We start from the raw sequence: 26,745 nt of genomic DNA on the forward strand, positions 1-26,745 counted from the left end.
AATCAGCATACAAAGCGCTAAATGAGGTAACCCATGCGTTATTCAGAAGACCACAAAGCCAAAACTCACCAACGCATCATCGATGAGGCCGCGCGCCTGTTTCGTCGGGATGGCATTGGTGCGACCGGCTTGCAGCCGCTGATGAAGACGCTTGGGTTGACTCATGGCGGGTTCTACGCGCACTTCAAATCCAAGGATCAACTGGTCGAAACGGCCTTGGCGCACACAGCCGAACAGCTCAAGGCCAGTACCGATGAGATTTTTGCCAATGACGCGCCTCTGCCGACGTTTATTCGCCGTTACTTGTCGAGCGCACATTGTGCCAATCCGGGCGATGGCTGCCCGCTGCCCACCATGTCTTCTGAATTGGGCCTGCGCGGTCAGGCCAGCGAAATTACTGATCAGGTGGTACGTGATCGCCTGCAAGCAATCGAAGAAAGTCTGGATTCCGAAGAGGCTGAGGCGCAGAGCATCATGATGATCTCGGCCATGGTCGGCGCTCTGGTGTTGGCGCGCAGCGTCAGTGATCAGCAACTATCCCAGCACCTGCTGAAAACTGTTCGCCAGCAACTGCTCGAGCAGGTTGAATCCGCCAGCTGAGGTTGACCAAACTACAGCCGCAAAAAAGCCCCGGACTTCGCAGACCGGGGCTTTTTTGCAGATGCGGATTATTTGTAACGCGCCGCCGCCTGATTACGCGACAGATTCGGCCCAAGCTTGGTGCGCGCTGCCACAAGTGCCTGCCAGTCGGCTGAATCGGGCAGCGAAGGAATGGTCACCAGTTCAGCCTGATCAAAGCCTGCCAGCGCAGCATCGACCATCTCACCGACCTCCATGATCATCTCGGGAGGCAAGGCTGATGCATCCATGCCCGAACGCTCCCAGATCTCGGTTCGGGTCACGCCTGGCAATACGGCCTGAACCTGCACCCCATGCTTGCCAACTTCGCCGTGCAACGTTTGCGTGAGGCTCAGCACATAGGCTTTGCTGGCGCTGTAGACCGCGTTGAACATCTCGGGCAGCAACGCCACAACCGAGGCGATGTTGATGATGGCGCCACGACCGGCAGCGCTAAAAGCAGAAGCAGCGGCGGCCGAGAGTTGGGTCAGGGCTACGATGTTCAGCTGAATCAGGGCATTGGTTTTTTCCGTCGAACTTTCGGCCAAAGTGCCATTGATCGCCACGCCAGCATTGTTGACCAGCAGGCTAATGGCGCTATCGCTGCGCAAGCGCTGCTCGACAATCTGCAAGTCTGCACTGTTGGTCAGATCAGCCTTGAGCGTCTCGACCCGAACACCGCTCTCCTCACTCAGTTTGGATGCCAGTGCTTGCAGGCGCTCAAGATCGCGGGCGACCAGCAACAGGTCATAACCGCGCTTGGCGAGGCGTTGCGCGTATGTGGCGCCGATACCCGACGATGCCCCAGTAATCAATGCCGTGCCTTTTGCAGATGGTTGATTCATTGCCTTGCCCTCAGATGGAGATGGCTACGTTTGAGCCGGTGGAATCACTATCCACCCATTTAGATTACAAGCATAATATGATTTTTATATTACACCCATAATCTTAATTAAACCCAAAGCCTGACCCTGATTTTTAAGGCCAGCGGCGCCGGGTCGAGAGATCAGAATAGCTGAGCACAGCGGGTTCAAATGCTGCGGATGAAACACCCGCGGGTGTGACTGCCGGCCAGCATTAAGGATGAGCAGGTCAGCTGCAAAACAAGCAGGCACAAAAAAGCGGATAACCCGTTGAGGTTATCCGCTTTGGCTCACATAACGCCGTCGATTCAGACGCTGCGAATCAGGTGATCGAAGGCACTCAATGAAGCCTTGGCGCCCTCGCCTACGGCGATCACGATCTGCTTGTACGGCACAGTCGTCACATCGCCTGCGGCAAATACCCCGGCAACGTTGGTCTGGCCTTTGGCATCGACAATGATCTCGCCACGGGGGGACAACTCGATGGCGCCCTTGAGCCAATCACTGTTGGGCAGCAAGCCGATCTGCACGAAGATGCCTTCCAACTCAACCGTGTGCAGCTCTTCAGTATTGCGGTCACGGTAGATCAGCGCATTGACCTTCTGGCCGTCGCCCAACACTTCGGTGGTCAGCGCACTCTTGATCACCGTAACGTTGCCAAGCGTTGCGAGCTTCTTCTGCAGTACAGCATCGGCGCGCAGTTGGCTGTCGAACTCAATCAGGGTCACATGGGCAACGATACCGGCCAAGTCAATCGCCGCCTCGACGCCGGAGTTACCACCGCCGATCACCGCCACACGCTTGCCTTTGAACAACGGGCCATCGCAATGCGGGCAATACGCCACGCCCTTGCCACGGTACTCTTGCTCGCCAGGCACGTTCATTTCGCGCCAGCGCGCACCTGTCGCCAGAATCACGGTTTTGGCTTTGAGCGATGCACCGCTGTCAAAACGCACTTCGTGCAAACCGCCGGCGCTGGCGGCTGGAATCAGAGCACTGGCACGCTGCAGGTTCATGATATCGACTTCGTATTGGCGCACATGCTCTTCAAGCTGACGCGCCAGTTTTGGCCCTTCGGTTTCCTGCACGGAAATAAAGTTCTCGATGGCCATGGTATCGAGTACCTGACCGCCAAAACGCTCGGCGGCAACGCCGGTGCGAATGCCTTTGCGCGCTGCATAAATAGCGGCTGCTGCACCAGCCGGGCCACCGCCGACTACCAGCACATCGAATGCGTCTTTAGCATTGAGTTTTTCGGCATCACGCGCGGCGGCGCCGGTGTCGATCTTGGCCAGAATCTGCTCGACATCCATACGGCCTTGACCGAACAGTTCGCCGTTGAGATAGATGCTCGGCACCGACATGATCTGCCGCGCTTCAACTTCGTTCTGGAACAACGCGCCATCAATCGCAACGTGGCGGATATTCGGGTTGAGCACTGCCATCAGGTTAAGCGCCTGAACCACATCCGGGCAGTTTTGGCACGAGAGCGAGAAATAAGTTTCAAAGGTGAACTCGCCTTCGATGCCCTTGATCTGCTCAATCACATCGGCCGCAAGCTTGGAAGGATGCCCGCCGACTTGCAGGAGTGCCAACACCAGCGAAGTGAATTCGTGGCCCATCGGGATACCGGCAAAACGCAAGCTGATGTCTGCGCCTGGACGGTTTAATGCGAACGATGGCGTGCGTGCATCAGTGCCATCGGTCTTCAAAGTAATCTTGTCGCTCAGGCTGCGAATGTCTTCGAGCAAGCCGTGCAACTCACGAGATTTGTCGCTGTCATCGAGGGACGCGACGATCTCGAACGGCTGGGTGACCTTTTCCAGGTAGGCCTTCAACTGATTTTTCAGATTGGCGTCCAACATGATTTGACTTCCCTCTTTACGAATTTCAGAGACAAAAACGCCCGGACGGATTGCGCCCAGGCGCTTGGGGCACCGTCGCGGTGTGGCGACGGTGCGAACTACCTGCCGTTAGCGGGCAGCGGTGCAGCGATTTAGATCTTGCCGACCAGGTCGAGCGAAGGAGCCAGAGTGGCTTCGCCTTCTTTCCACTTGGCTGGGCAAACTTCGCCCGGGTGCGCTGCTACGTACTGAGCTGCTTTAACCTTGCGCAGCAGTTCCTGTGCGTCACGACCGATGCCGCCAGCGTTGATTTCTACGATCTGGATCTTGCCTTCCGGATCGATCACGAACGTGCCACGGTCAGCCAGGCCAGCTTCTTCGATCATCACACCGAAGTTGCGGGTGATGGTGCCAGTCGGATCACCGATCAGTGGGTACTGGATCTTGTTGATGGTGTCGGACGTGTCGTGCCAGGCTTTGTGGGTGAAGTGGGTGTCAGTCGACACGCCATAGATTTCGACGCCAAGCTTTTCGAATTCGGCGTAGTTGTCCGCCAGATCGCCCAATTCGGTCGGGCAAACAAAGGTGAAGTCAGCCGGGTAGAAGAACACGACAGACCACTTGCCCTTGAGGCTGGCTTCGCTAACTTCGACGAACTTGCCCTGATGGTAAGCAGTTGCGTTGAATGGCTTAACTTCGCTGTTGATATATGACATCGATGAACTCCTTGGGTGAGTTGAAAACTTACACAACAAGAATATTCGCCAACGCCGCAAACAGCACATTGATTGAACGCATGGCCTCGATTGAGTGAGCTAATCGAAGACCTATAATAACTGCAGGAAAATCTATCAGCACGCAGTAAGCCCGCACGCAGAGTATTTGCGCGCACCTTGCAAAGATTAAAGGGCCGCCACGCGCCGTTAGATAGCAGCGCAGCGGCCCTATTGCCGGCTTATTGCCTTAGCTGAGGCTTTCGTCCACCACCAGCACAACCTTGCCGTTAACCTTGTTCGAGGCCAGTTCAGCAAAGGCCAACTCGGCATCCTTGGCGGCAAAGGTGCGCTCAAGTTGCGGCTTCAAACGGCCCTCGGCAAACAGCGGCCAAACTTGCGCATGCAGGTCGCGCAGCAGATCCGCCTTGAACTGATCATCACGGCTGCGCAAGGTCGAACCAATCAGTTGAACCCGCTTGCCGAGTACCTTGGCTAGATCGACTTCGGCCTTGCGCCCGCCCATCAAACCGATGTTCACCCAACGGCCATCCAATGCAATGACATCCAGGTTGAGCCCGACATAGTTGCCGCCGACCGGATCGAGAATCACATCAAACGGGGCAAAGTCGCGCAGCGCATTCGGCCCGTCTTCACCACGCAGCACACCGCCTTGCGCACCCAGCGATTCGCAATAGGCCAGACGGTCGGCCGAGCCAACACTCACCCAGCACGGATTACCAAACGCCTTGCACAACTGAATGCCGGCCGAGCCAACACCGCTGGCACCCGCATGCAACAGCACCTTCTCGCCCGGCTTGAGCGCGGCCAGCTGAAATAAATTCAGCCATGCCGTTGCATAAACCTCGGGAATAGCCGCCGCTTCATGTAACGACAGTCCATCAGGCACCGGCAATGCATGTTGCGCATTGACCACAACCTCTTGCGCCATGCCGCCGCCGGCAAGCAACGCGCAAACCCGGTCGCCAACTTGCCAATCGCAGCCGGGGCCAACTTCGCTGACGATCCCGGAACACTCGAGACCCAGCGCCTCGCTGGCGCCTGGCGGTGGCGGATAAAGCCCGGCACGTTGCAACAGATCAGCCCGGTTGAGCCCAGCTGCCGCCACTTTGATACGAATTTCACCTACATCGCAGGTTGGGATTTCTTGCTCAACCCACTCTGCCCGTCCTTCAACGCCTTGCAATGCTTTCACAGTGCCTCCATAGTGCATTTATACCGAGCCCGGCGCTGACGTCCGGGCTTTTGCATTGCGCCGATGGAACCTGGCGCCCTTACAGATGGCCTAATATGCGTTATCAATTGTCACTAAGTCGAATCTGCATGAAGCGTTCACTGTTAAGCGCCACCCTGGCACTCACTATAGGACTGGGATCTCTACCGTTATCTGCAAAGACTAACGATGCCGATCACTGGAACTATTTGCAGCCAGATCGAGAGCAAGTCATTGCCAGTTTGAATGTGGTGGAGTTACTCAAACGCCATCACTACAACAAACCGCCGCTCAACGATGAGCGCTCGGAAATCATCTACAACAGCTACCTGAAGATGCTCGACCCGGCACGTAGTTACTTCACTGCGGGCGACATTGCCGAGTTCGACAAGTGGCAGGATCAGTTCGATGATTTTCTCAAAAGCGGCAACCTTGAGCCTGGCTTTGTCATGTACAAGCGCCAGCTTCAGCGTTTGCAAGGGCGCCTTGAATTTGCCCTGGCGATGCTTGAAAAAGGTGTCGATAAAATCGACTTCACGGTTGATGAAGATCTGCTGATCGACCGCGAAAACGCACCTTGGGCGAAAAACACTGCCGAGCTCGACGAGCTGTGGCGCAAGCGCGTTAAAGACGAAGTGCTGCGCCAGAAAATCGCCGGCAAAGACCTCAAGGATATTCAGGAACAACTGATCAAGCGCTACAAGCGCCAGTTGACCCGCCTGGATCAAACCCGCGGGGAAGACATTTTCCAGGCGTACATCAACGCCTTTGCCATGTCTTATGATCCGCACACCTCTTATCTGTCACCAGATAACGCGGAAAACTTCGACATCAACATGAGCCTGTCTCTGGAAGGCATCGGCGCGGTCCTGCAAAGCGATAACGACAACGTAAAAGTCGTGCGCCTGGTTCCGGCTGGCCCTGCTGAGAAGAGCAAGCAAATTTCCCCGGCGGACAAGATCATCGGCGTCGCCCAGGGCGATGACGAAATGGTTGATGTGATTGGCTGGCGCCTCGATGAAGTGGTCAAGCTGATTCGCGGCCCTAAAGGCTCGAAAGTTCGCCTGGAAGTCATTCCGGCAACCAACGCGCCCAATGACCAAACCAGCAAGACGGTGAGCATTACCCGTGAAGCGGTAAAACTTGAAGAGCAAGCGGCGAAGAAGTCGATTCTGCACCTCAAGCACGACGGTCGCGATTACAAGCTCGGGGTGATCGACATTCCAGCGTTCTATCTCGACTTCAAGGCCTACCGCGCCGGTGATCCGAACTACAAGAGCACCACGCGTGACGTTAAGCGCCTGCTGACTGAACTGCAGAAAGAAAAAGTGGATGGCGTGGTCATTGATCTGCGCAACAACGGCGGCGGCTCCTTGCAGGAAGCCACCGAACTGACCGGCCTGTTCATTGACCAGGGCCCGACAGTTCTGGTGCGCAACAGCGACGGCCAGGTTGATGTGCTGGCCGATGAAGAGCCCGGCATTTTCTACAAAGGCCCGATGGCGCTGCTGGTTAACCGCTTGTCAGCCTCGGCTTCGGAAATTTTTGCCGGCGCCATGCAGGACTATCACCGCGCAATCATCATCGGCGGCCAGACCTTCGGCAAAGGCACCGTGCAAACCATCCAGCCGCTTAACCATGGCGAACTGAAACTGACACTGGCCAAGTTCTACCGGGTATCCGGTCAGAGCACCCAGCATCAGGGTGTACTGCCGGATATTAAATACCCGGACATCATGGACACCAAGGAAATCGGTGAAAGCGCACTGCCCGAAGCCATGCCGTGGGACACCATCAGCCCGGCGATCAGGCCTGAGCGTGACCCGATCAAGCCTTTCTTGAGCGAACTGCAGCACCGCTACGAGAAGCGCACCGCAAACAATGCAGACTTCACGTTTGCCCGTGAGCGCCTGTCGCTGACCCAGAAGCTGATGAAAGATAAAACCGTCAGCCTCAACGAAGCCAAGCGTCGCGCCGAGCATGACGATATCGAAGCCCAGCAATTGAGCATCGAGAACAGTCGCCGCAAGGCCAAAGGCGAAACCCTGCTGACCAAACTGAAGGTAGAAGACGAAGACGAACTGCCGGAAGATGACAGCAAGAAAAAGCCGGAAGATGATGCCTTTCTCAGTGAAGCCGGGCAAATCCTGCTCGACTACACCGGCCTCTCAGCGAGCGTCGCCAAGAAGTAAACAGCAACATGGAGTTCGGCGATTCCCCGCCGGACTCCAGCTACTCCCGCCTCACGCTTTACCCCAAGTGTCATTAAACGGTCACCAATCTGTCGTCAAATACCTGAGCTGACATTCTCGTCAGCGCACACCTGACGATATCGAGACCCTACATGACTGTCACCGAGCAGTTGAGCGCTTTGGATAACATCCTCGCTCACGGCGACCTGCATAGCGTTTTCCAACCTATCGTTTCACTTTCGCAGCGCAGTATTCTGGGCTACGAAGCGCTAACACGTGGTCCTTCCAATAGCCCCCTGCACTCGCCTATCAACCTGTTTGCCATCGCCCGCCTGGCCGGCCGTCTGAGTGAACTGGAACTGGCCTGCCGGGAGAGCGCCTGCAAACGCTTCAATCAGCTGGGGTTGAGCGGCAAGCTGTTTCTCAATATCTCACCCGACTCACTCATGGAGCCGGACCACAAACCAGGCTGCACCTTGAAAATGCTCCAGACTCACGGCATTGCGCCGAGCAATGTGGTGATCGAACTGACCGAGCATTCGCCCACTCACGACTTCCAGCTGCTCGACACAGCCCTGCATCACTACCGCGCCATGGGCTTCAATATTGCGCTGGATGATTTGGGCGCGGGCTATTCAAGCCTGCGGCTCTGGTCGGAACTGCGCCCGGATTTCGTCAAGATCGACCGTCACTTCATCGACGGTATTCACCTCGATCCGGTCAAGCGCGAGTTTGTCGGCTCAATCCTGAAAATGGCCAGCGCTTCGCGTGCCGAAGTCATCGCCGAAGGCATTGAGCTGGGGGAAGAGTTCGACGTATTGGCCAACATGGGCGTTGACCTGCTGCAGGGTTATTACATTTGCCGACCGCAAGACCAGCCGCCACGGGATGCCGGAACAATCCTGCCGCGCGAAGACAGCGCCGCCGACCACACAAGCGAAGCCTCTGGCGGCCTGCAGGAGCTGTTGCACCCGCAAAAAGCCATTCGCCAACACACCACGACGTGTCAGGTGCTTGATGCCTTTCGCGCGGACTCTACGCTCAACACTCTGGCAGTTCTGGATGATCAGGATCAGCCAATAGGTATCGTCCACCGCCACTCGCTATCCGAAGCGTTGTTAAAGCCGTTTGCAGCCGAAATTTTCACCCGCAAACCGATAAGCCGCCTGATGAGTGAAGACTACCTCAGAGTCGAGATGAGCCAATCGCTGCAGCAGGTCAGCCGCCTGCTTACCAGCCGCGCCCGGCAACGCATTGAGGAAGACTTCATCATCACCCAGAACGGCCGTTACGCAGGCCTTGGGCGCGCCATGGACTTACTCAAGCTGATCACCGATGAGAAAATTCAACAGGCGCGCTACGCCAACCCACTCACCCAGCTACCAGGCAACGTGCCGATTCAAAAGCGCTTGAGCAAAGCGTTGTCTGAGCCACGCGAAGCGCTGATTTGCTACGTCGATATTGATCACTTCAAACCGTTCAACGATCACTTCGGCTACGCCAGAGGTGATGAGGTTCTGCTGTGCCTGGCCCGCTGCCTGAGCAGCTTCATCAATCACAGCGAAGAATTTATCGGCCACATTGGCGGTGACGACTTCATTCTGCTACTCGATGCCAGCAACGGGCCGCACAAGCTTGAACAGATGCTCGAAGACTTCCGCGCTCAATGCCGAAGATTTTTCCGCGCAGAAGATTTGCAGGCAGGATTTTTTAGCGGAGAGGACCGTGAGGGTAAGCCGCAGCAGTTTCCGTTGCTGACGCTGTCGATCGGCGTGGTTCGCGTGCATGCCAATAACGGCTGCCGCCTCGACAGCGACGATCTGGCAAACCTGGCCTCACAGGCCAAACATCAAGCCAAGGCTGAGCCCGGCTACAGCCTGCATATAATCGACACGCTGGCGTTGTCAGCCTAGCTCTACAAACGCGTTAAAGCCCCAATTGACGGGCCTTTTCAGCATACTGATCGACCTGCGCGGCATCTGCTGGAAGGCCTTCAGCGCCTTCGCGGTAGAGATCCGCCACCCGCTTGGCTGCCAATGGATGGCCCGCAGCGGCTGCGATTTTCCAGTAGTGCACAGCCTGCGCGGCATCGGGAGCGGTGCGCGTGCTGCCGGCCAGACTCACGACGCCAACCTGATAAGCTGACTTGGCGTCACCGGCTTCGGCCGCCAGGCGCAGCAGACGGATGCCCTCTTCGCGCGCGCCAAGCCCCTGCCCACGAAAAAGCAGGATGTGGCCGTAAAAACTCTGCGCAGCCACATCGCCCAGTGCTGCCTTACGCGCAAACTGGCCTTCCATCCACTTCCACAGTTGCGGCTGCTTCACTGCCCAAGGCAGATGAAACAGTCGCCGGGAAACCCAGTAGCCCAACGCGGCGCGCCACTTCATCAACATTAAGCGGTGGCCTCATAATCAAACTCAAACACCCGCACCACTTCGGATGCATGCCAGGAAGCTGCCGCAACGCCATCCGGTGCGCCACTGAAACGCCCCAGACGGGTCACACAATCGAAGAAGCCGGTGCGCGGCAGTCGGCTGGCACTCTGACTGATCACCAGTGCACTGCGCAGCGGACGTTCGGCCTGAGCATCAATCGCCGCCAGATGCTCAAGTGCTGCAGTGAGTGTTTGCATCGCCGGAACCGGCAGATCGAGGCGTTCGATCAGGGCACGATAAGTCAGCAGATGCCGTTGCCGCCGGGCGTCTTCGAGCGCCCCCAACAGCGCCTGCCAGTGCTGGCGACTAATGCTCACGCTCAAGAGTCTGACTCCGCGCGCTGAGCGCTCAGGTTCCACGCCAGCGCACGTTGAATCGCTGCATCCGGCTCGCGCTCGCCAGACTCAATCATGTTCATGTAGTGCGGGCTGACGCCAACGGCTCGCGCCAACTGCTCGATGCTTAACCCCTTGGCCTCACGCATGCGCTTGATATCGGCCAGCGCCGGCGTTGGCACCGCAACTTCGGCTTGGGGAGCAGCAACCTGCTGCGAGCCTTGTGCGGCTTCGAGCAATTTCAGGTATTGCTCCCACGGCAGCACCGCGTACTCGGGCTGACCGTCACGACTGATAATTTGTGGTTTCATGCTTGGCACTCCATGGCAAACGAACGACAGCTTCATCACTGAGTCTATTTTTTTTAATAGTAACAGCCCCACGCCAAAGCGGCGTATTTGCTCACTGATCTGACGTCAGATGAGCAAAGGAAGTGGCCGGTTAAATCACATTGCCGGTACTTTGAATACACGGCTACAGCCGCGCAGAGGCAGCGCCTGCTTATTCGACAGGCAGCGCAGGGCTCTCTTCCGGGTCGGGTATATGTTCGAGCAATAACTGTTGCTCGGGCGTTTGCTGCTCGCGCCAGAGGCGAAAAGCCTGCAACTCATCACTCCAGGTTCGCGCCACCCAAGCCAGCACGGCGAGGTCGTCAATGTAACCAAAACCGAGTATCCAATCGGGTAACCCATCGAGTGGTGTAACGAAATACAACAACGCCCCGACAGCCGCCAGTAACGCCTGGGTACTTATTGCCCGATAGTCACCCCTGAACCAGGCAACACATAGCGCCTGAAACAGTTTTAAATCGTCTTTCAGGCCAGATAGACGCATCGCTTGCCGATCACTCTTTCGTGCAACCGATGCGAGTAAAGAAGGCAACCTGCCACGACGGATGAATCCCTTGGCCAGTGCCAGATATCGACTGAAATTCCAAGGTGCTTTCATGCTGACTCCTCGACAACCCGCGTATTTGCAGGCCCGCTAGCGGTTATCCACCGAAGCTGTGGATAACCTTGTTAACAAATTCTTAATGAGCTTAGCAAACGCCCACCCCATGCGGGCTGGCGTCAGATCGGCGATTTTTTGGACAGCTTAAAAAAGTCAATAAAATCAACAAGTTAAAAATAACAAAGGTTTTTTAACCGATCATTGCAAATGCCTGATCAATGGTGTTCCCAGAATGTGCATAACCGTAACACCTGTACACCAGAATGCCTCCGGAAGGTGCATTTTCGCCGCCAAAAACAACAACGCCCCGTATAAACGGGGCGCTGTTTAGTCACCGGCTGCTTTACTCGGCAGCAGGTTCTTCTTGCGGTGCTGCAGCAGGCTCTTCCTGCGGAGCAGCAGCGGCTGCCGGATCCTTGATGGCGATCAACTCAAGGTCGAAAACCAGAACCGAGTTGGCAGGAATTGCCGGGCTCGGGCTCTGCTCGCCATAAGCCAGCTCAGCTGGAATGTACAGCTTGGCTTTCTCGCCAACGTGCATCAGTTGGAGGCCTTCAACCCAACCTGGAATCACGCCGCTCACGGGCAGATCAATCGGCGTACCACGCTCGATCGAGCTGTCGAATACAGTGCCGTCAGTCAGCTTGCCTTCATAGTGAACGGTTACTGTGTCGGTCGGCTTTGGCTGAGCGCCATCAGCTTCTTTGATCACTTCAATCTGCAGGCCGGAATCGGTGGTGGTAACGCCATCACGCTTGCCGTTCTCTTCCAGGAATTTCTTGCCAGCTTCAGCGGCTTCTTCACTCATCTTGGCCAGACGCTCTTCCGAGCGCTTCTGCAGGGCTGCAAAAGCTTCAACCAGCTCGTCGTCTTTCAGACGCTGTTCTTTCTTACCGACCGCATCTTCGATACCCAGTGCAACAGCCTTGGAGTCGAGGTCATCCATACCTTCGTGCGCGAGGCTCTTACCCATGTTCAGGCCGATCCCGTAAGACGCTTTCTGCGCCGGGGTTTTCAGCTCAACATTGGTCTGAGAATCACAACCAGCAAGCACCAGCCCTACCAGGGCTACCGCAGCTGCTAAACGATGCTGTTTCATGCTAATTCCTTGTTCGGTGCGCCCAATTTAGGCAATTGAGTGAAAGCGCGAGCTTATCAGGCCTACGGGATCACTGGCTACATCGATCAGAACAGGAAAATGCTAATAAGTTCAGCTATTTGCGGGGAAGTACAAGGAACAGCAGAGAATATCGACAAGTCGATGAGTATTGCAGGAAGAGGATTACAAGATATAGGGGGATGAAGCAGGAGGGGGAAAAAATGGCGCAGCGGACGGGACTCGAACCCGCGACCCCCGGCGTGACAGGCCGGTATTCTAACCAACTGAACTACCGCTGCGCGTAACTTCAAAAAGCGAGTTGGTGGGTGATGACGGGATCGAACCGCCGACCCTCTGCTTGTAAGGCAGATGCTCTCCCAGCTGAGCTAATCACCCTTCACTCTCGAAGTGGTGCGCATTCTAGATAGCATTTCGAACCTTGGCAACCCCCTTTGCAAAAAATAATTTATTGATACGCCAAAGACTTAGCTCAGGGTTGGCCTGAAGGCTTTAGGGGAGAATAATGCCCCCCTTTGTGTAAATGGAGAGTCACCCCGCCATGTGGTTTCGTAATCTGCTGGTTTATCGCCTCACCCAGAATGTTCCGTTTGATATCGAAGCACTGGAAACTGCCCTGGCAACCAAGGCTGCTCGCCCATGCGCAAGCCAGGAACTCGCCACTTATGGTTTTGTAGCCCCGTTTGGCAAAGGCCCCGACGCGCCTTTGGTACACAGCAGCCAGGGCTTCCTGCTGATTGCTGCCCGTAAAGAAGAACGCATTCTGCCGGGCAGCGTGGTCCGTGATGCACTAAAGGAAAAGGTCGACGAGATCGAAGCCGAGCAAATGCGCAAGGTTTACAAGAAAGAGCGCGACCAGATCAAAGATGAAATCGTTCAGGCATTCCTGCCCCGCGCCTTCATCCGCAAATCTGCGACCTTCGCGGCAATCGCTCCGGCGCAGGGCCTGATTCTGGTCGATGCCTCCAGCCCCAAGCGTGCGGAAGACCTGCTCTCGACGCTGCGTGAAGTCATGGGCTCCTTGCCAGTACGTCCGCTCACCGTGAAGATCGCCCCGTCAGCCACCCTGACTGAATGGGTCAGCACCCAGAAAGCCGCCGCCGACTTTGTGATTGGCGATGAGTGCGAACTGCGCGACACCCACGAAGATGGCGGGATCGTGCGCTGCAAGCGTCAGGACCTGGCCGGCGAAGAAATCCAGCTGCACATGAGCAGCGGCAAGCAAGTGACTCAACTGGCACTGGCCTGGCAGGAAAAGCTGTCTTTTGTGCTGGACGACAAGCTGGTCATCAAGCGCCTGCGTTTTGACGACCTGCTGCAGGATCAGGCTGAACAGGATGGCGGCGACGACAACCTGGGCCAACTCGATGCCAGCTTCACGCTGATGATGATGACTCTGGTCGAGTTTCTGCCGCCGTTGTTCGAAGCATTGGGCGGCGAAGACACGCCTCAGGGCATTTAAGCCAGCCACTCCCCTATCAATAAGAACGGCGCACCCGACTTCATAATGAAAGGCCTTTGCAAAAGGTAGCGAGCCAATCACTCGCATACGTTCTGTGTTGTGCCACTTCGGGTCGCGCTGTCAAATTCGGAATGTCCTATGCGTGCACTCGCTGCTTTAAGCCGATTTGTAGCCAATACATTTGCTGTTTGGGTCTTGCTGTTCGCCGTGCTGGCGTTTCTGTTGCCAGCACACTTTCTGCCGCTCACCGCCTATATCGTGCCGTTGCTCGGACTGATCATGTTCGGCATGGGCCTGACCTTGAAGGTCGAAGACTTCAAAGAGGTCGCGCGCCATCCCGTGCGTGTGGCTGCCGGTGTGCTTGCGCAGTTCATCATCATGCCGCTGCTGGCATGGGTATTGTGCAAGGTGCTTAATCTGCCCGCCGAAATTGCCGTTGGGGTAATTCTGGTCGGCTGCTGCCCGGGCGGCACCGCATCGAACGTGATGACATGGTTTGCCCGCGGCGATGTCGCGCTTTCGGTATCGATCACCGCCGTGACCACCCTGCTCGCCCCGTTGGTCACACCCGCATTGATCTGGCTGCTGGCTTCCGAATGGCTGCCTGTGTCGTTCGCTGCAATGTTTATCTCGATCCTGAAAATGGTCTTGCTGCCGATCGTGTTGGGCATCGTGGTCCAGCGCCTGTTGGGCGAACGGGTAAAACTGGCGGTGGACGTTTTGCCGCTGGTCTCGGTGGTCAGCATTGTGCTGATTGTCGCCGCCGTTGTAGCGGCGAGTCAGGCGAAGATCGCCGAGTCGGGCCTGCTGATCATGGCCGTGGTGATTCTGCATAACGGCATTGGCCTGGGTCTGGGCTATTTTGCAGGTCGCCTGATGGGCATGCCGCTGGCGCAGCGCAAAACCCTGTCGATTGAAGTGGGCATGCAAAACTCAGGGCTGGGTGCAGCCCTTGCCAGCGCACACTTCTCGCCACTGGCGGCAGTACCGAGCGCGTTGTTCAGCGTTTGGCACAATTTGTCCGGGCCGCTGCTGGCGAGCATCTACCGGCGCATGGGCGATGCTGATAAAGCACAGTCGCAATAGAACTGGAATAGCTAAGGCGCTGGCCAGGCGCTGGCCTGCCGGCGCCTTGGCTTGCCTTTGGCCCCCCAGTGTGGAAAATAGCGGGCTGAGGACGACCTCACACGCATGACGTGATTCATCCGGGGGACGGCCCCTTAACTGCCCAGTTGAGGTGTGCTATGTCTTGGATCATTCTTTTTTTCGCCGGCCTGTTCGAGGTTGGCTGGGCTGTCGGGCTGAAATACACCGACGGTTTCACTCGCCCTCTTCCAACCGTCCTGACTGTTTCGGCCATGGTTATCAGCCTCGGCCTGCTTGGCCTCGCCATGAAACAACTGCCGCTGGGCACCGCGTATGCGATCTGGACAGGCGTTGGCGCTGTGGGCACCGTAATTGCCGGGATCATTTTGTTTGGCGAGTCGATGAGCGCGATGCGTTTGATTAGCGTCGGGTTGATTGTGTGTGGCTTGTTGGGTTTGAAGCTGAGCCATTGAGCCTGAGCGTCCGGCGTATTGGAGCGGAAGCTGAGCAGCGTCGGGGGATTTGTTGATCTTGCGAGGGTTATGACGGATTGCGGTGCTTCGCACGCTATCCATCCTCCGGGATTGGCCGACTTGGCGGATATTTGGCTGGTGTAGGATTTATACCGGCGGGATAGGTGTTGGCTGGCGGACGTTTAATCCTAGGGATTTATTGGCCTTGCGAGGGTTATGACGGATTGCGGTGCGTTGCACGCAATCCATCCTCCGGGATTGGAATTACCGGGGATTAGGGTGTTGGCGGTGTTTGGGTGGACGCCGCTTTGTTGTCCGTTGCCCACCCTGTGCTTCTCCGCCGCTGGCTAGCGGGTTGCGCCGCGCAGTTCGCTGACTTGCGTTTGCAAGTATTGTCGATTGGCGTGCTCTGGTTCGACAGGGTTGCCTGCAACCAAGGTGATCCGTGACCAAAGACGCTTCAGCAAGCCCTTGTTCGGATCCCGGCTGAAGAAGCTGCCCCAAAGCCCCTGCAGCGCCATCGGGATGACCGGCACCGGGGTTTGCTCAAGTATCCGCTCGACGCCAGCCTTGAACTCATTGATCTCGCCATCGGCGGTCAATTTGCCCTCGGGGAAAATACACACCACCTCGCCATTGCGCAGGTACTCGGCAATTTTCTTGAACGCCGCGTCATACACCAGCAAGTCTTCGTTGCGGCCGGCAATCGGCACTGTGCCGGCGGTGCGGAAGATAAAGTTGAGCACCGGCAGGTTGTAGATTTTGTAGTACATGACAAACCGGACTGGCCGGCGAATCGCGCCCCCCACCAGCAGCGCGTCGACAAACGAGACGTGATTGCACACCAGCAGCGCAGCGCCTTCATCCGGAATCGATTGCAGGCCTTTGTGCTCAACCCGGTACATCGAGTGGCTGAGCAGCCAGATCATGAAGCGCATGGTGAATTCGGGCACGATCTTGAAGATGTAAGCATTGACCGCGATGTTCATCAGCGAGATAACCAGGAAAAGCTGCGGAATCGACAGTTCGGCCACGGTCAAGAACACAATCGAAACAATGGCCGAGACCACCATGAACAGCGCGTTGAGAATGTTGTTCGCCGCGATCACCCGCGCCCGCTCGCTCTCGACACTGCGTGACTGAATCAGCGCGTAAAGCGGCACGATGTAGAAACCACCAAACAGGCCAATGCCGAGAATCGAGCCGAGTATCGCCCACCCTTGCGCGTACCCAAGCACTGCCATCCAGTCGTGCGGTTGCGCCGCTTCGGGGAAGCCGCCCGAGGTCCACCAGAGCAGCATGCCAAAAAAAGTCAGGCCGATTGAGCCAAAGGGCACCAGGCCAATCTCAACTTTCTCGCCCGACATTTTCTCGCACAGCATAGAACCCAAGCCAATGCCCAGCGAAAACACGGTAAGAATCAGCGTTACAACGCTCTCATCGCCGTACAGCCATTCTTTTGAATACGCAGGAATTTGCGTGAGATAAACCGCGCCAAGAAACCAGAACCACGAGTTGCCGACCAAGGAGCGAGAAACCGCAGGCGTTTGCCCCAGACCTAATTTCATGGTGAGCCAGGATTGGCGGAAGATATTCCAGTCCAGCACCAACCCGGGCAGCGCGGCCGGCCCGGCAGGAATTTTACAGCTGGCCAGATAGCCCAGTACCGCCACGCAGACGACCGAGCCTGCAACGATGCTGGCATAGGCACTGCTTGCCATGATCACGCCGGCGCCGATGGTGCCCGCCAAGATCGCCAGAAACGTGCCCATCTCAACCAGTGCGTTGCCGCCAATCAGCTCAGTCTCTTCAAGGTGCTGCGGCAGAATCGAATACTTGACCGGCCCGAACAAGGCCGACTGAGTGCCCATGGCAAACAGCGTAACCAGCATCAGCGGCAAGTTGCCAAGCAATACCCCAGCCGCTCCAACCAGCATGATGATGATCTCGGCAAATTTGATCTTGCGGATCAACCAGTCTTTATCAAATTTCTCGCCAAACTGGCCGCCCAGTGCGGAGAACAGAAAGAACGGCAGGATAAACAACAGCGCACACAGGTTGACCAGCAAATCGCGGTCGGCGCTGATGGTCAGCTTGAACAGGATGGCCAGAATCAGCGCCTGCTTATATACATTGTCGTTAAAGGCGCCGAGTAACTGGGTCAAAAAGAACGGCAAGAAGCGCCTTGTGCGAAGCAATGCGAACTGAGAGTGCTGGGTCATCTTCCGTGTACCTTGTGCGGGTTCGTTGAGCATTTGACTGTAACAGCCGCAAAGAAAGCCACACTCGTGTTGGATTATTTGCCAACAATTCTGCAAAAACGCACGACTAAAAGCCTACAGTTTCCTGCCAATACAGGGCCGGGCCATGCCTATATAGGTAATTGGCCCATGGCCCAGCGCAAGAGAAAGAACACCAGCAAACCGCCGCCAATTGTCGTCAGTAAGTGCCGGGTCAGCGCCGCGATGGCAATGGTGATGAGCCCGGCAATCAAATAGGCATTGTTCACCGAAAACTGCCAGTGCTGGCCATCCGGGATAAGCATTCCCGGCACTACAATCGCTGTCAGCACGGCCGTTGGCACATAGTGCAAGCCCTGGCGCACCAGCGGCGGAAAACGTAAATCCGGGAATGCGAACAGGCTGTAGCGAATGCTGTAAGTGATGACCATCATGCCGAATATCAGTATCCAGTTTTCCATCAGGCCACCTCCCCTTCCACTGCAACTACGCGCCGTTCAAGGCACACGCCGACGATGATCCCGCTAAATGCTGCCGCCATCAGGCCCAGCTTGTAAGGCAATGCGTGACACACCAACGCGACGGCGGCGGCAACCAGTGCAGCGGCTATCTGCGGACGATTGCGCAACATAGGCACAACAATCCCGATAAAGGTCGCCAGCATGGCGAAGTCCAGGCCCCACTCGCTCAGGTTGGGCACCGACTGACCGAACACCATGCCAATAATCGTGCACGCAATCCAATTGACGTACATGGCGAGCGAGGCCCCGAGAAAATACCAGTGCTTGTAGATGGATTCGTCGCGCAGCACATAGCGGTGCTGCACCACGGCAAACGCCTCATCGGTCAGCCAGAATGCCAGTGCCATGCGCCAGCGCGTTGGCAGGTGACGCACATATGGCTGCAAACTGGCGCTGTATAACGCGTGGCGAAGATTGACCACGAAGGTTGTAAGCAACAAGACTGTCAGGCCGACGCCGCCACTGAGCAGACTGATAGCAATAAACTGGGCGGAGCCTGCAAATACAAACACCGACATCCCGAGGGTTTGCCAAGGCGTGAGGCCAGCCGCCCCCGCCAAACTGCCATAGATAATGCCGAACGGCAGCGCCCCTAACAGCATGGGCAACATGTCGCGGACACCTTGATTGAATTCCTGAAAACGGGTCATAGCTTTCTCCTTGACCCACAGCTTAGCGCAGCCGAATTGGTCGATCTTGAACGATATTGCTCACTTGCGCGTTTGTTGTGTGACCACTCAGAGCGAGGCTATTCCGGCGCTGGCATTGCGGTAAGCGCCCGGCCCCACGCCATACACCTGCTTGAACTGACGACTCAGATGGCTCTGATCAGAGAAACCGAGCTGCATGGCCACCTGCGCCGGCATGCAACCTTGCTTGAGCAATGCCCGCGCCTGCGCCAATCGCCGCTGCTTGAGCCATGCATGCGGTGGCAAACCCGTTGCTCGGCGAAAGACCCGGGCAAAGTGAAACGGCGAGAGATTCACTGCAGTGGCCAGCTCTTCAAGCGACGGCGGCGCGGCTAACTGACTGTTAAGCAACTCCTTGGCCAGCTCGACCGCACGGGCTTCACGGCCGGGCGCAGCGGGTTCGGCGACCTTGGCGTAGCGTTGAAACAGCAACAAGATAGCCTCACGCCAGACAATCTGCTGCTGCAAGGCATCGGCACCGCCTTCAAGCAACTGATGCAAGCCGGTGAAAGCAGCATGCAGTTGCGGGTCGTGCAGCACGCTTAGCGCAAAGCCAGGCAGCCCGGCTCCCGCCAGATCAAGCTCTTGCAGCACGCCCTGTACCTGGCGGTTGTCGGGATAAAAAGCGCGGTAGCGCCAGCCATCGTCATGCGCTTTGGAGCCGGTATGAACTTCGTCGGGATTGATCAGCACCATGCTGCCTTGCGGGGCAAGGTGATCACTGCCGCGATGACGGAAGCGCTGTGCGCCGTTCTGAATAACGGTAAACACAAAACCCTCATGAACATGCGGCGCAAACCGCTGCTGCACATAACGTGCGTGCAATAGTTCAACATCAGCCAAGCCCTTGGCCTGCCAAAACCGGGTTTGCTCCAGCGCCTCGTTCATTTTTTGCTTAACCGCCGAATCCTGACTCGATCATTTTCTTCACCGCTGGCCACTCCTGATCAGTAATGCTGTACAGCACGCTGTCATCCAGCCGGCCTTCAGACAGTCGGCGATGATTGCGCAAAATACCTTCGCGCTGCGCACCGATTTTCTCGATGGCAGCTTGTGCGCGCAAATTACTGGCAGCGGTTTTCAGTTGCACACGCACCATGCGCCAGCCCTCGAACGCGTGGCGCAGCATCAGGTATTTGATCATGCTGTTCAAGCCGGTGCCATGCTGGCCTTTATCCAGCCAGGTCCAGCCGATCTCACACGCTGGCAGCGTCGGCATAAAGTCGGCGTAGCGCGTGGTGCCGACGATTTCAGTACCCAGGCGAATGGTAAACGGCAACGCACGGCTGTTCTGCTGCTCGACGATGCCCTGCCGATACCAGTCCAGACGTTGTGCGCCGCCCATATAAATGAGTTCATTGCGGTTGGCTTCGGCGAGCGACACCAGCGCCGGAATGTCCGCGTCCATCATCGGCTCAATCCGCAATGCGCCGCGTTGCAGGGTAATCAACTGGGGTTTGAACATGCCGTCCCTCCTTTCACTCACACAGACGGTGCCTGAATGCAAACCGGCAACGCTAACAGGCTGAGCGCTGGTTCACAAACCAAACAATCAGCGCGCGAAGAGTTTTAACTGTTTGCGACCTTAGTCGCGACTGACGAATGCAGCCTTTGCTGCGACACTATCCGCCACTGCCCGTTAAACCGTTGTCTGGTTGCCCAAAACATCACAACGCAGCGTATTAATTGACTGGGCAAGTCTTATTAAGTTTTGTGCTTGGAGTTTGCATGCCGTTGTCCAGCGGGCTGATTGCCGGAGTCGCCCTGATCTACATGGCGGTGCTTTTTAGTATTGCCTTTTACGGCGACCGTCGTCGCACCCCGCTAACGCCGAAAATTCGCGCCTGGGTTTATAGCCTGTCGCTGGCGGTGTACTGCACCAGCTGGACCTTTTTCGGTGCGGTGGGACAGGCCGGCGAGCAACTCTGGTCATTTTTGCCGATCTATCTGGGCCCTATCATTCTGATGCTGTTTGCGCCTTGGGTGCTACAGAAGATGATCCTGATCAGCAAACAGGAAAACATCACCTCGATTGCCGACTTCATTGCCGCGCGCTACGGCAAATCACAGCCGCTGGCCGTGGTTGTCGCACTCATCTGCCTGGTCGGCGTACTGCCTTATATTGCCTTGCAACTCAAAGGCATCGTGCTCGGCGTGAACCTGCTGATCGGCTCGGGCGCTGGCGCCACGGGCACCCGCGCGCAAGACACGGCGCTGATCGTGTCTCTGGTTCTGGCGCTGTTCACCATTTTGTTCGGCACGCGCAACCTCGACGTTACCGAACACCACCGCGGCATGGTGCTGGCGATTGCCTTTGAGTCGATCATCAAATTGATGGCTTTCTTGGCTGTCGGCGCATTCGTCACCTTCGGTCTCTACAACGGTTTTGGCGACCTGCTTGGCCAGGCCCGCGTCGCGCCGGAGCTGAATGAGTTCTGGAGTGTGGCGGTCAACTGGCCGTCGATGCTGGTGCAAACGGCCGTGGCCTTTATCGCGATTGTCTGCCTGCCGCGCCAATTCCACGTCACCGTGGTCGAGAACATCGAGTCCGGCGACCTGCGTCTGGCGCGCTGGGTGTTCCCGCTGTATTTGCTGCTGGCCATGCTGTTCGTGATTCCCATCGCACTGGCGGGCCAAATGCTGCTGCCAAGCGGCGTCACGCCCGACTCCTTCGTGATCAGCCTGCCGCTGGCCGAGGCGCATCCGGCGCTGGCACTGCTGGCCTTTATTGGCGGCGCCTCGGCGGCCACTGGCATGGTGATTGTCGCATCGGTCGCGCTGTCGACTATGATTTCCAATGACATGTTACTGCCCCTGCTTCTGCGCCGACAAAACACCGAGCGCCCTTTTGAAGCGTTCAGGCACTGGATGCTCTCTGCACGGCGAGTGAGCATCATCCTGATTCTGCTGATGGCGTACGTGTGTTACCGCCTACTGGGCTCCAGCACCAGCCTGGCCACTATTGGCCAGGTTTCCTTCGCCGCCATTGCCCAACTTGCCCCGGCGATGTTTGGCGCATTGGTCTGGAAACAAGCCAACCGCCGGGGCGTATTTGCCGGCCTCGCGGTTGGCGCGTTCTTTTGGTTCTACACCCTGGTTGTGCCGCTGCTTGCCGACAGCCTTGGCATTTCTTCCCACAGCGTGCCGGGCCTGCATGCACTGCTTTATGCGCCGGTAGGCTTTGAGGTCGACCCGCTGACCCGTGGCGTGGTGCTGTCACTGGCGGCCAACTTCACGCTGTTTGCCTGGGTCTCGTTCTTCTCGCGCACACGTGTTTCCGAACACTGGCAGGCCGGGCGCTTTATCGGTCACGACTTCGGCCACAAGCCCAGCGGACGCAGCATGCTGGCGGTGCAAATCGCCGACCTGCTACTGCTCTCCAGCCGTTTTGTCGGTGAGGACCGTGCGCGTCAGAGCTTCGTGCGTTTCGCTCAGAAGCAAGGCATCGACTTTCACCCGAGCCATCCGGCCAATACCGATTGGATCGCCCACACCGAGCGCCTGCTCGCGGGTGTCCTTGGTGCGTCCTCGACGCGTGCAGTGGTGAAAGCGGCAATCGAGGGCCGCGAGATGCAGGTTGAAGATGTGGTGCGCATCGTCGACGAAGCCTCCGAGGTCCTGCAGTTCAACCGGGCGCTGTTGCAAGGCGCCATCGAGAACATCACTCAGGGCATCAGTGTGGTCGATCAGTCGCTGCGGCTGGTGGCCTGGAACCATCGCTACATCGAGCTATTTGAGTACCCGGAAGACCTGATTCATGTCGGCCGGCCGATTGGCGACATCATCCGCTACAACGCTGAACGCGGCCTGTTCGGCGAGGGCAGCGTTGAGGCTAACGTCAGCAAGCGCCTGTACTGGATGCGCCAGGGCACACCGCACACCTCTGAACGCCTGTTCCCCAACGGCCGGGTGATTGAGCTGATCGGCAACCCAATGCCGGGCGGCGGCTTTGTAATGAGTTTCACCGACATCACCGAATTCCGCCGCGCCGAGAAAGCCCTTAAGGGCGCCAACGAAGGCCTGGAACAGCGGGTTGCCGAGCGCACCCATGAACTCTCGCAACTGAACTTTGCTCTGAGCGAAGCGAAAGCTCACGCCGAATCCGCCAACCAGTCGAAAACCCGGTTTCTGGCGGCAGTCAGCCACGACTTGATGCAGCCACTCAACGCGGCGCGATTGTTTTCTGCGGCGCTGTCGCATCAGGAAAACGAGTTGCCGGGCGAGGCGAAAAAACTGGTACATCATCTGGACAGCTCACTGCGTTCCGCCGAAGACCTGATCAGCGACTTGCTGGATATTTCACGTTTGGAAAGCGGACGCATTACCCCGGACCGTAACGCTTTTCCCCTGAGCAATTTGTTCGACACGTTGGGCGCCGAATTCAAGGTCATGGCATCCGAGTATCACTGCGACTTCCACATGCGCAGCACCCGTTTGCGTGTGGACAGCGATATCCGCCTGCTGCGAAGGATTTTGCAGAATTTCCTGACCAATGCCTTCCGCTATTCGCAAGGCCGCGTGTTGCTCGGCGTGCGCCGTCAGGCCGGGCATTTGCGTCTGGAAGTCTGGGACCGTGGCCCGGGGATTCCGGACAGCAAACGCGCGGTGATCTTCGAGGAATTCAAACGCTTAGACAGCCATCAGACCCGCGCCGAAAAAGGCCTCGGCCTTGGCCTGGCGATTGCCGACGGCCTCTGCCGCGTGCTCAACCACAGCCTCGAGGTGCGTTCATGGCCGGGCAAGGGCAGCGTGTTCAGCGTTACCGTGCCGCTGGCGCGCAACCCGCAACCCAAGCCCCAGCTTGCACCTGCTCACACGGAACAACCGGGCCAGTTGCTTAACGGCACGCAGGTTATCTGCATCGACAACGAAGACAGCATTCTCACCGGCATGCAGAGTTTGCTCTCGCGCTGGGGTTGTCAGGTCTGGACCGCGCGCAGCCGTGCCGAGTGCGAAGCGCTGTTCAACGAGGATGTGCGCCCGCAACTGGCGCTGATCGACTATCACTTGGATGAAGGCGAAACAGGCACCGAGCTGATGGGCTGGCTGCGTACGCGTCTTGGCGAACCCGTGCCTGGCGTGGTGATCAGCGCCGACGGGCGACCTGAACTCATCGCCGAGGTGCATGCCGCAGGTTTGGATTACCTGGCCAAGCCCGTTAAACCGGCTGCTTTGCGCGCCCTTTTGAGCCGTCACCTGACCCTGCGCTGATGTGTAACGAGGCCGTGTCCCATCTGCGCAGCTAGACTAGGGAGAACTTCGGTGATGGGATACCCGCATGACGCCAACAATCGAGTTAGCCCTGAATTTGCTTACAGCCCTGGCGCTGGGCTTACTGATTGGCACCGAACGCAGCTGGAGCCAGCGTAGCGAGGAAAGCAACAGACTGGTGGCCGACATTCGCACCTACGGCCTGGTCGGCTTGCTTGGCGGCCTGGCCGCATTGTTTGCGCAAAAGTTCGGCATTGCCGCGTGGATCAGCTTGTTGGTGGTCTTTGTAGTGCTCGGCTACACCAGTGAACAGCGCAAAAAGGGCGCGGGCGGCCTGAGCAGCGAAATCGCCATGGTGCTGACCTTTCTTCTGGGCAGCCTGGCAGTCAGCGAATACCGCGAAATCGCCGCCGGTTGCGCGGTCATCATCGCCTTGCTGCTCAGCTTGAGAGAACCGTTGCACAGAGTGGTCGGCCAGCTTACCGCTGCCGAGCTCAGCGGCGCGCTGAAACTGATGTTCATCTCGCTGGTGATGCTGCCGGTGCTGCCGAATGTCGGCTACGGCCCGTGGCAGGTCTTCAACCCTTACACGACATGGTGGATGGTGGTGCTGATTGCCGGCATCGGCTTCGCCGCCTACGTGGCGATTCGGTTGGTGGGCACCCGTTACGGCATTGTCGCCACCGCCCTGCTCGGCGGCTTGGTGTCGTCCACCGCAATGACCCTGACGTTAGCCCGCCTGCATGACAATAAGCGCTTACGCTCGATTCTCGCCTGCGGCCTGCTCGCCACCTCGGCCCTGATGTTTCCGCGCATCTTGCTGATCACCGCCGCCGTTAACCGTGAACTTCTCGCCCAACTGATTCTGCCGCTTGGTCTGGCCGCGCTGGTCTATGCAGCCGGTGCGCTGCTGCATTTTCGCACCGCAGGTGAAGAGTTGCAGGGCGAGGTCGAACCGCCACTGAAGAACCCCTTCGAGCTGGCGCCGGCATTGCGCTTCGCCCTGCTTTTGGTGGCCATTTTGTTCATGGTCGAAGCCGGTCGCTACTGGCTCGGCGATACCGGGGTGTATCTGGTGTCGGCACTGTCCGGGCTTACCGATGTCGATGCCATCAGTCTGACGCTGGCGCGCAGCTCATTGAGCGATCTGAGCGCAACCGTGGCTTATCATGGGATATTCATCGCCGCGCTGGTCAACAGCCTGGTCAAGGCACTCTTGATCATGCTGATTGGCGACCGGGCGCTGGCGTGGCGCACGGTGCCGATCATGCTGGCCGGACTTGCAGTCGGGCTGGCTGCGCTGTTCTTGCAGTGAGCGTGCAGCCACTGCGCGGGAGGTTATTCCTCCAATGGCAAACCGGCTGCCTGCTCAAGTAACTCGGGAGACAGGCTTTTGCTGGCGCGCGCGCCCAACAGCTTGAGGTTCTCGACCCGGCTGATGATATTGCCACGCCCCTCACAGAGCTTGTTGCGGGCGGCGCCATAGGCTTTGTCGAGTTGCTGCAAGCGTGAGCCCATTTCATCGAGGTCGACGATAAAGGCGTAGAACTTGTCGTAGAGTGCGCCCGCGCGCTCAGCAATTTCACGGGCGTTCTGGCTTTGCCGCTCCTGACGCCACAGACCGTCTGTTACGCGCAACGTCGCGAGCAATGTGGTCGGGCTGACCACCACGATATTTTGCTCGAACGCTTCCTGAAACAGCCCCGGATCAGCCTGCAGCGCCGCCGCAAATGCAGCTTCGATAGGGACAAACAGCAGCACAAAATCAAGGCTGTGCAGCCCTTCAAGGCGCTGGTAATCCTTCAGCGACAACCCCTTCAGGTGACTGCGCAACGACAACACATGCTGCTTGAGTGCTTGCTGGCGCGTTGCATCATCTTCAGCGGCCACATACTGTTGATAAGCCGTGAGGCTGACTTTGGCATCGACCACCACCTGCCTGTCGCCTGGCAGATAGATCAACACGTCGGGCTGAAAGCGCTCGCCTTCGCTGCTGCGCAAGCTGACTTGGGTCTGGTACTCACGCCCCTTCTCAAGCCCGGCATGCTCAAGCACCCGCTCCAGAATCAGCTCACCCCAGTTGCCCTGAGTCTTCTGGCCCTGCAGGGCACGGGTCAGGTTAGTTGCCTCATCGCCCAGACGCTGATTGAGTTGCTGCAGGCGTTCAAGCTCCTTGCCCAGCGAGAAGCGCTCGCGGGCCTCTGTCTGGTAGCTTTCCTCGACGCGCTTCTCGAAAGCTTGTATGCGTTCCTTGAGCGGATCGAGTAATTGCCCGAGGTGCTGCTGGCTGGTTTCGGCGAAACGCTTTTCGCGCTCATCGAAAATCTTCCCGGCAAGCTCGGCAAACTGCGCACGGAGCTCGTCACGTGAACCCTGCAAGTCCTGCAAACGCTGCTGATGGCTGTCTTGCTGTTCACGCAACTCGGCGCTGAGCGCAGCCCGTTCGGCTCCCAGACGACGCAACTCGGCTTCCTGCTGCTCGCGCTGGGCTTGCCAGGATTGCGCCGCCTCGCGGGCGACCTGCTGCTCATGCTGCAACAGTTCTGTTTCGCGACGGGTCGCCGCCAGCTCAGCTTGTTGGTCGGATTTGATCTCGCTGATTTCAGCCAGCTCGTGGCGGGCGTCATCCAGTTGCGCCGTTAAGCCGGCTTGCGCCAGTTGCGCGCCGCCGAGTCGTTCCTGGAGCAATTCGGTTTCGGAGCGAAGCGCAACGATGCGCCGCTGGAACACCAGCGCCAGCCCGAGCATGGGAATCCCGGC

Annotated in this window: 23 protein-coding genes and 2 tRNA genes; 8 read left to right on the forward strand and 17 right to left on the reverse strand. The window is 57.6% G+C overall.

Going from position 1 to position 26,745, the window contains the following annotated elements; translation table 11 throughout:
* The first annotated feature begins 33 nt into the window (after positions 1-33).
* Positions 34-600 (forward strand): TetR/AcrR family transcriptional regulator, encoded by a 567-nt coding sequence (locus BM395_RS08865; RefSeq protein WP_090510707.1) that lies wholly within the window; start codon positions 34-36, stop codon positions 598-600.
* Positions 601-668: 68 nt separating this feature from the next.
* Here BM395_RS08865 and BM395_RS08870 read toward each other — a convergent pair whose 3' ends face one another.
* The 4 genes from BM395_RS08870 to BM395_RS08885 all read right to left on the reverse strand — a co-directional run bounded on the left by BM395_RS08870 (position 669) and on the right by BM395_RS08885 (position 5,254).
* The gene (locus BM395_RS08870; protein ID WP_090510710.1) at positions 669-1,463 is read right to left on the reverse strand and encodes an SDR family NAD(P)-dependent oxidoreductase; all 795 of its coding nucleotides are present in this window, start codon (positions 1,461-1,463) and stop codon (positions 669-671) included.
* Positions 1,464-1,789: 326 nt separating this feature from the next.
* Positions 1,790-3,346: an alkyl hydroperoxide reductase subunit F gene (gene ahpF, locus BM395_RS08875; protein ID WP_090510712.1), complete on the reverse strand. Its 1,557-nt coding sequence runs from the start codon at positions 3,344-3,346 to the stop codon at positions 1,790-1,792.
* 131 nt (positions 3,347-3,477) lie between these two features.
* Positions 3,478-4,041 carry an alkyl hydroperoxide reductase subunit C gene (gene ahpC, locus BM395_RS08880; RefSeq protein ID WP_069901729.1) on the reverse strand — a complete coding sequence of 188 codons (564 nt, stop codon included), beginning with the start codon at positions 4,039-4,041 and terminating at the stop codon, positions 3,478-3,480.
* 247 nt (positions 4,042-4,288) lie between these two features.
* Positions 4,289-5,254 (reverse strand): zinc-binding dehydrogenase, encoded by a 966-nt coding sequence (locus tag BM395_RS08885; protein WP_090510715.1) that lies wholly within the window; start codon positions 5,252-5,254, stop codon positions 4,289-4,291.
* A 128-nt stretch (positions 5,255-5,382) separates the two neighbouring features.
* Here BM395_RS08885 and BM395_RS08890 point away from each other — a divergent pair, with 128 nt between their 5' ends.
* On the forward strand, positions 5,383-7,464 hold the full coding sequence (locus BM395_RS08890; RefSeq protein WP_170860567.1) for a carboxy terminal-processing peptidase: 2,082 nt from the start codon (positions 5,383-5,385) through the stop codon (positions 7,462-7,464).
* Positions 7,465-7,616: 152 nt separating this feature from the next.
* Positions 7,617-9,377, forward strand: a complete 1,761-nt coding sequence (locus BM395_RS08895) for a bifunctional diguanylate cyclase/phosphodiesterase (protein ID WP_090510721.1) — start codon at positions 7,617-7,619, stop codon at positions 9,375-9,377.
* A gap of 13 nt (positions 9,378-9,390) precedes the next feature.
* Here BM395_RS08895 and BM395_RS08900 read toward each other — a convergent pair whose 3' ends face one another.
* From BM395_RS08900 to BM395_RS08930, 7 genes are all read right to left on the reverse strand, one after another.
* On the reverse strand, positions 9,391-9,858 hold the full coding sequence (locus tag BM395_RS08900; protein WP_170860568.1) for an SEL1-like repeat protein: 468 nt from the start codon (positions 9,856-9,858) through the stop codon (positions 9,391-9,393).
* Positions 9,858-10,223: a hypothetical protein gene (locus tag BM395_RS08905; protein ID WP_069901724.1), complete on the reverse strand. Its 366-nt coding sequence runs from the start codon at positions 10,221-10,223 to the stop codon at positions 9,858-9,860. The genes BM395_RS08900 and BM395_RS08905 overlap by 1 nt, the downstream gene beginning before the upstream one ends.
* A complete protein-coding gene (locus BM395_RS08910; RefSeq protein WP_090510723.1) occupies positions 10,220-10,546 on the reverse strand; it encodes a helix-turn-helix domain-containing protein in 327 nt (108 codons plus the stop codon). Before BM395_RS08910 ends, BM395_RS08905 begins: the two co-directional genes overlap by 4 nt.
* Before the next feature lie 190 nt (positions 10,547-10,736).
* Positions 10,737-11,183: a YkvA family protein gene (locus BM395_RS08915; RefSeq protein WP_090510726.1), complete on the reverse strand. Its 447-nt coding sequence runs from the start codon at positions 11,181-11,183 to the stop codon at positions 10,737-10,739.
* A gap of 346 nt (positions 11,184-11,529) precedes the next feature.
* Positions 11,530-12,285: a BamJ family beta-barrel-assembly machinery protein gene (gene bamJ / locus BM395_RS08920; protein WP_090510728.1), complete on the reverse strand. Its 756-nt coding sequence runs from the start codon at positions 12,283-12,285 to the stop codon at positions 11,530-11,532.
* 222 nt (positions 12,286-12,507) lie between these two features.
* Positions 12,508-12,584 (reverse strand) — tRNA-Asp (locus tag BM395_RS08925).
* 21 nt (positions 12,585-12,605) lie between these two features.
* Positions 12,606-12,681, reverse strand: a tRNA-Val gene (locus BM395_RS08930).
* Positions 12,682-12,844: 163 nt separating this feature from the next.
* Between BM395_RS08930 and rdgC the strand changes: the two genes are divergently transcribed.
* From rdgC to sugE, 3 genes are all read left to right on the forward strand, one after another.
* Positions 12,845-13,765, forward strand: a complete 921-nt coding sequence (gene rdgC, locus BM395_RS08935) for a recombination-associated protein RdgC (RefSeq protein WP_069901720.1) — start codon at positions 12,845-12,847, stop codon at positions 13,763-13,765.
* A 138-nt stretch (positions 13,766-13,903) separates the two neighbouring features.
* Entirely contained in the window at positions 13,904-14,851 is a 948-nt protein-coding gene (locus tag BM395_RS08940; RefSeq protein WP_090510731.1) for a bile acid:sodium symporter family protein, read from the forward strand.
* Positions 14,852-15,009: 158 nt separating this feature from the next.
* Positions 15,010-15,324 carry a quaternary ammonium compound efflux SMR transporter SugE gene (gene sugE, locus BM395_RS08945; protein ID WP_069901718.1) on the forward strand — a complete coding sequence of 105 codons (315 nt, stop codon included), beginning with the start codon at positions 15,010-15,012 and terminating at the stop codon, positions 15,322-15,324.
* A 347-nt stretch (positions 15,325-15,671) separates the two neighbouring features.
* Here the strand turns inward: sugE and BM395_RS08950 are convergent, their stop codons facing one another.
* From BM395_RS08950 to BM395_RS08970, 5 genes are all read right to left on the reverse strand, one after another.
* A complete protein-coding gene (locus BM395_RS08950) occupies positions 15,672-17,546 on the reverse strand; it encodes an MFS transporter (RefSeq protein WP_090510734.1) in 1,875 nt (624 codons plus the stop codon).
* Positions 17,547-17,695: 149 nt separating this feature from the next.
* A complete protein-coding gene (locus tag BM395_RS08955; RefSeq protein WP_090510737.1) occupies positions 17,696-18,025 on the reverse strand; it encodes an AzlD domain-containing protein in 330 nt (109 codons plus the stop codon).
* Positions 18,025-18,735, reverse strand: coding sequence for an AzlC family ABC transporter permease (locus BM395_RS08960; RefSeq protein ID WP_090510741.1), 711 nt, complete (start codon positions 18,733-18,735; stop codon positions 18,025-18,027). The genes BM395_RS08955 and BM395_RS08960 overlap by 1 nt, the downstream gene beginning before the upstream one ends.
* An 87-nt stretch (positions 18,736-18,822) precedes the next feature.
* On the reverse strand, positions 18,823-19,662 hold the full coding sequence (locus BM395_RS08965) for a helix-turn-helix transcriptional regulator (protein ID WP_090510744.1): 840 nt from the start codon (positions 19,660-19,662) through the stop codon (positions 18,823-18,825).
* 7 nt (positions 19,663-19,669) lie between these two features.
* Positions 19,670-20,239: a GNAT family N-acetyltransferase gene (locus BM395_RS08970; protein WP_069901713.1), complete on the reverse strand. Its 570-nt coding sequence runs from the start codon at positions 20,237-20,239 to the stop codon at positions 19,670-19,672.
* 263 nt (positions 20,240-20,502) lie between these two features.
* Between BM395_RS08970 and BM395_RS08975 the strand changes: the two genes are divergently transcribed.
* Together BM395_RS08975 and BM395_RS08980 are read left to right on the forward strand one after the other, a co-directional pair.
* A complete protein-coding gene (locus tag BM395_RS08975) occupies positions 20,503-23,985 on the forward strand; it encodes a hybrid sensor histidine kinase/response regulator (protein WP_090510746.1) in 3,483 nt (1,160 codons plus the stop codon).
* A gap of 67 nt (positions 23,986-24,052) precedes the next feature.
* Entirely contained in the window at positions 24,053-25,300 is a 1,248-nt protein-coding gene (locus BM395_RS08980; RefSeq protein WP_090510750.1) for an MgtC/SapB family protein, read from the forward strand.
* A 23-nt stretch (positions 25,301-25,323) separates the two neighbouring features.
* Here BM395_RS08980 and BM395_RS08985 read toward each other — a convergent pair whose 3' ends face one another.
* Positions 25,324-26,673, reverse strand: a complete 1,350-nt coding sequence (locus BM395_RS08985) for a DNA recombination protein RmuC (protein ID WP_170860579.1) — start codon at positions 26,671-26,673, stop codon at positions 25,324-25,326.
* Positions 26,674-26,745: the final 72 nt, after the last annotated feature.

It is taken from the genome of Pseudomonas marincola, from assembly GCF_900116605.1.
In the GTDB taxonomy this organism is placed as follows: Bacteria; Pseudomonadota; Gammaproteobacteria; order Pseudomonadales; family Pseudomonadaceae; genus Aquipseudomonas; species Aquipseudomonas marincola.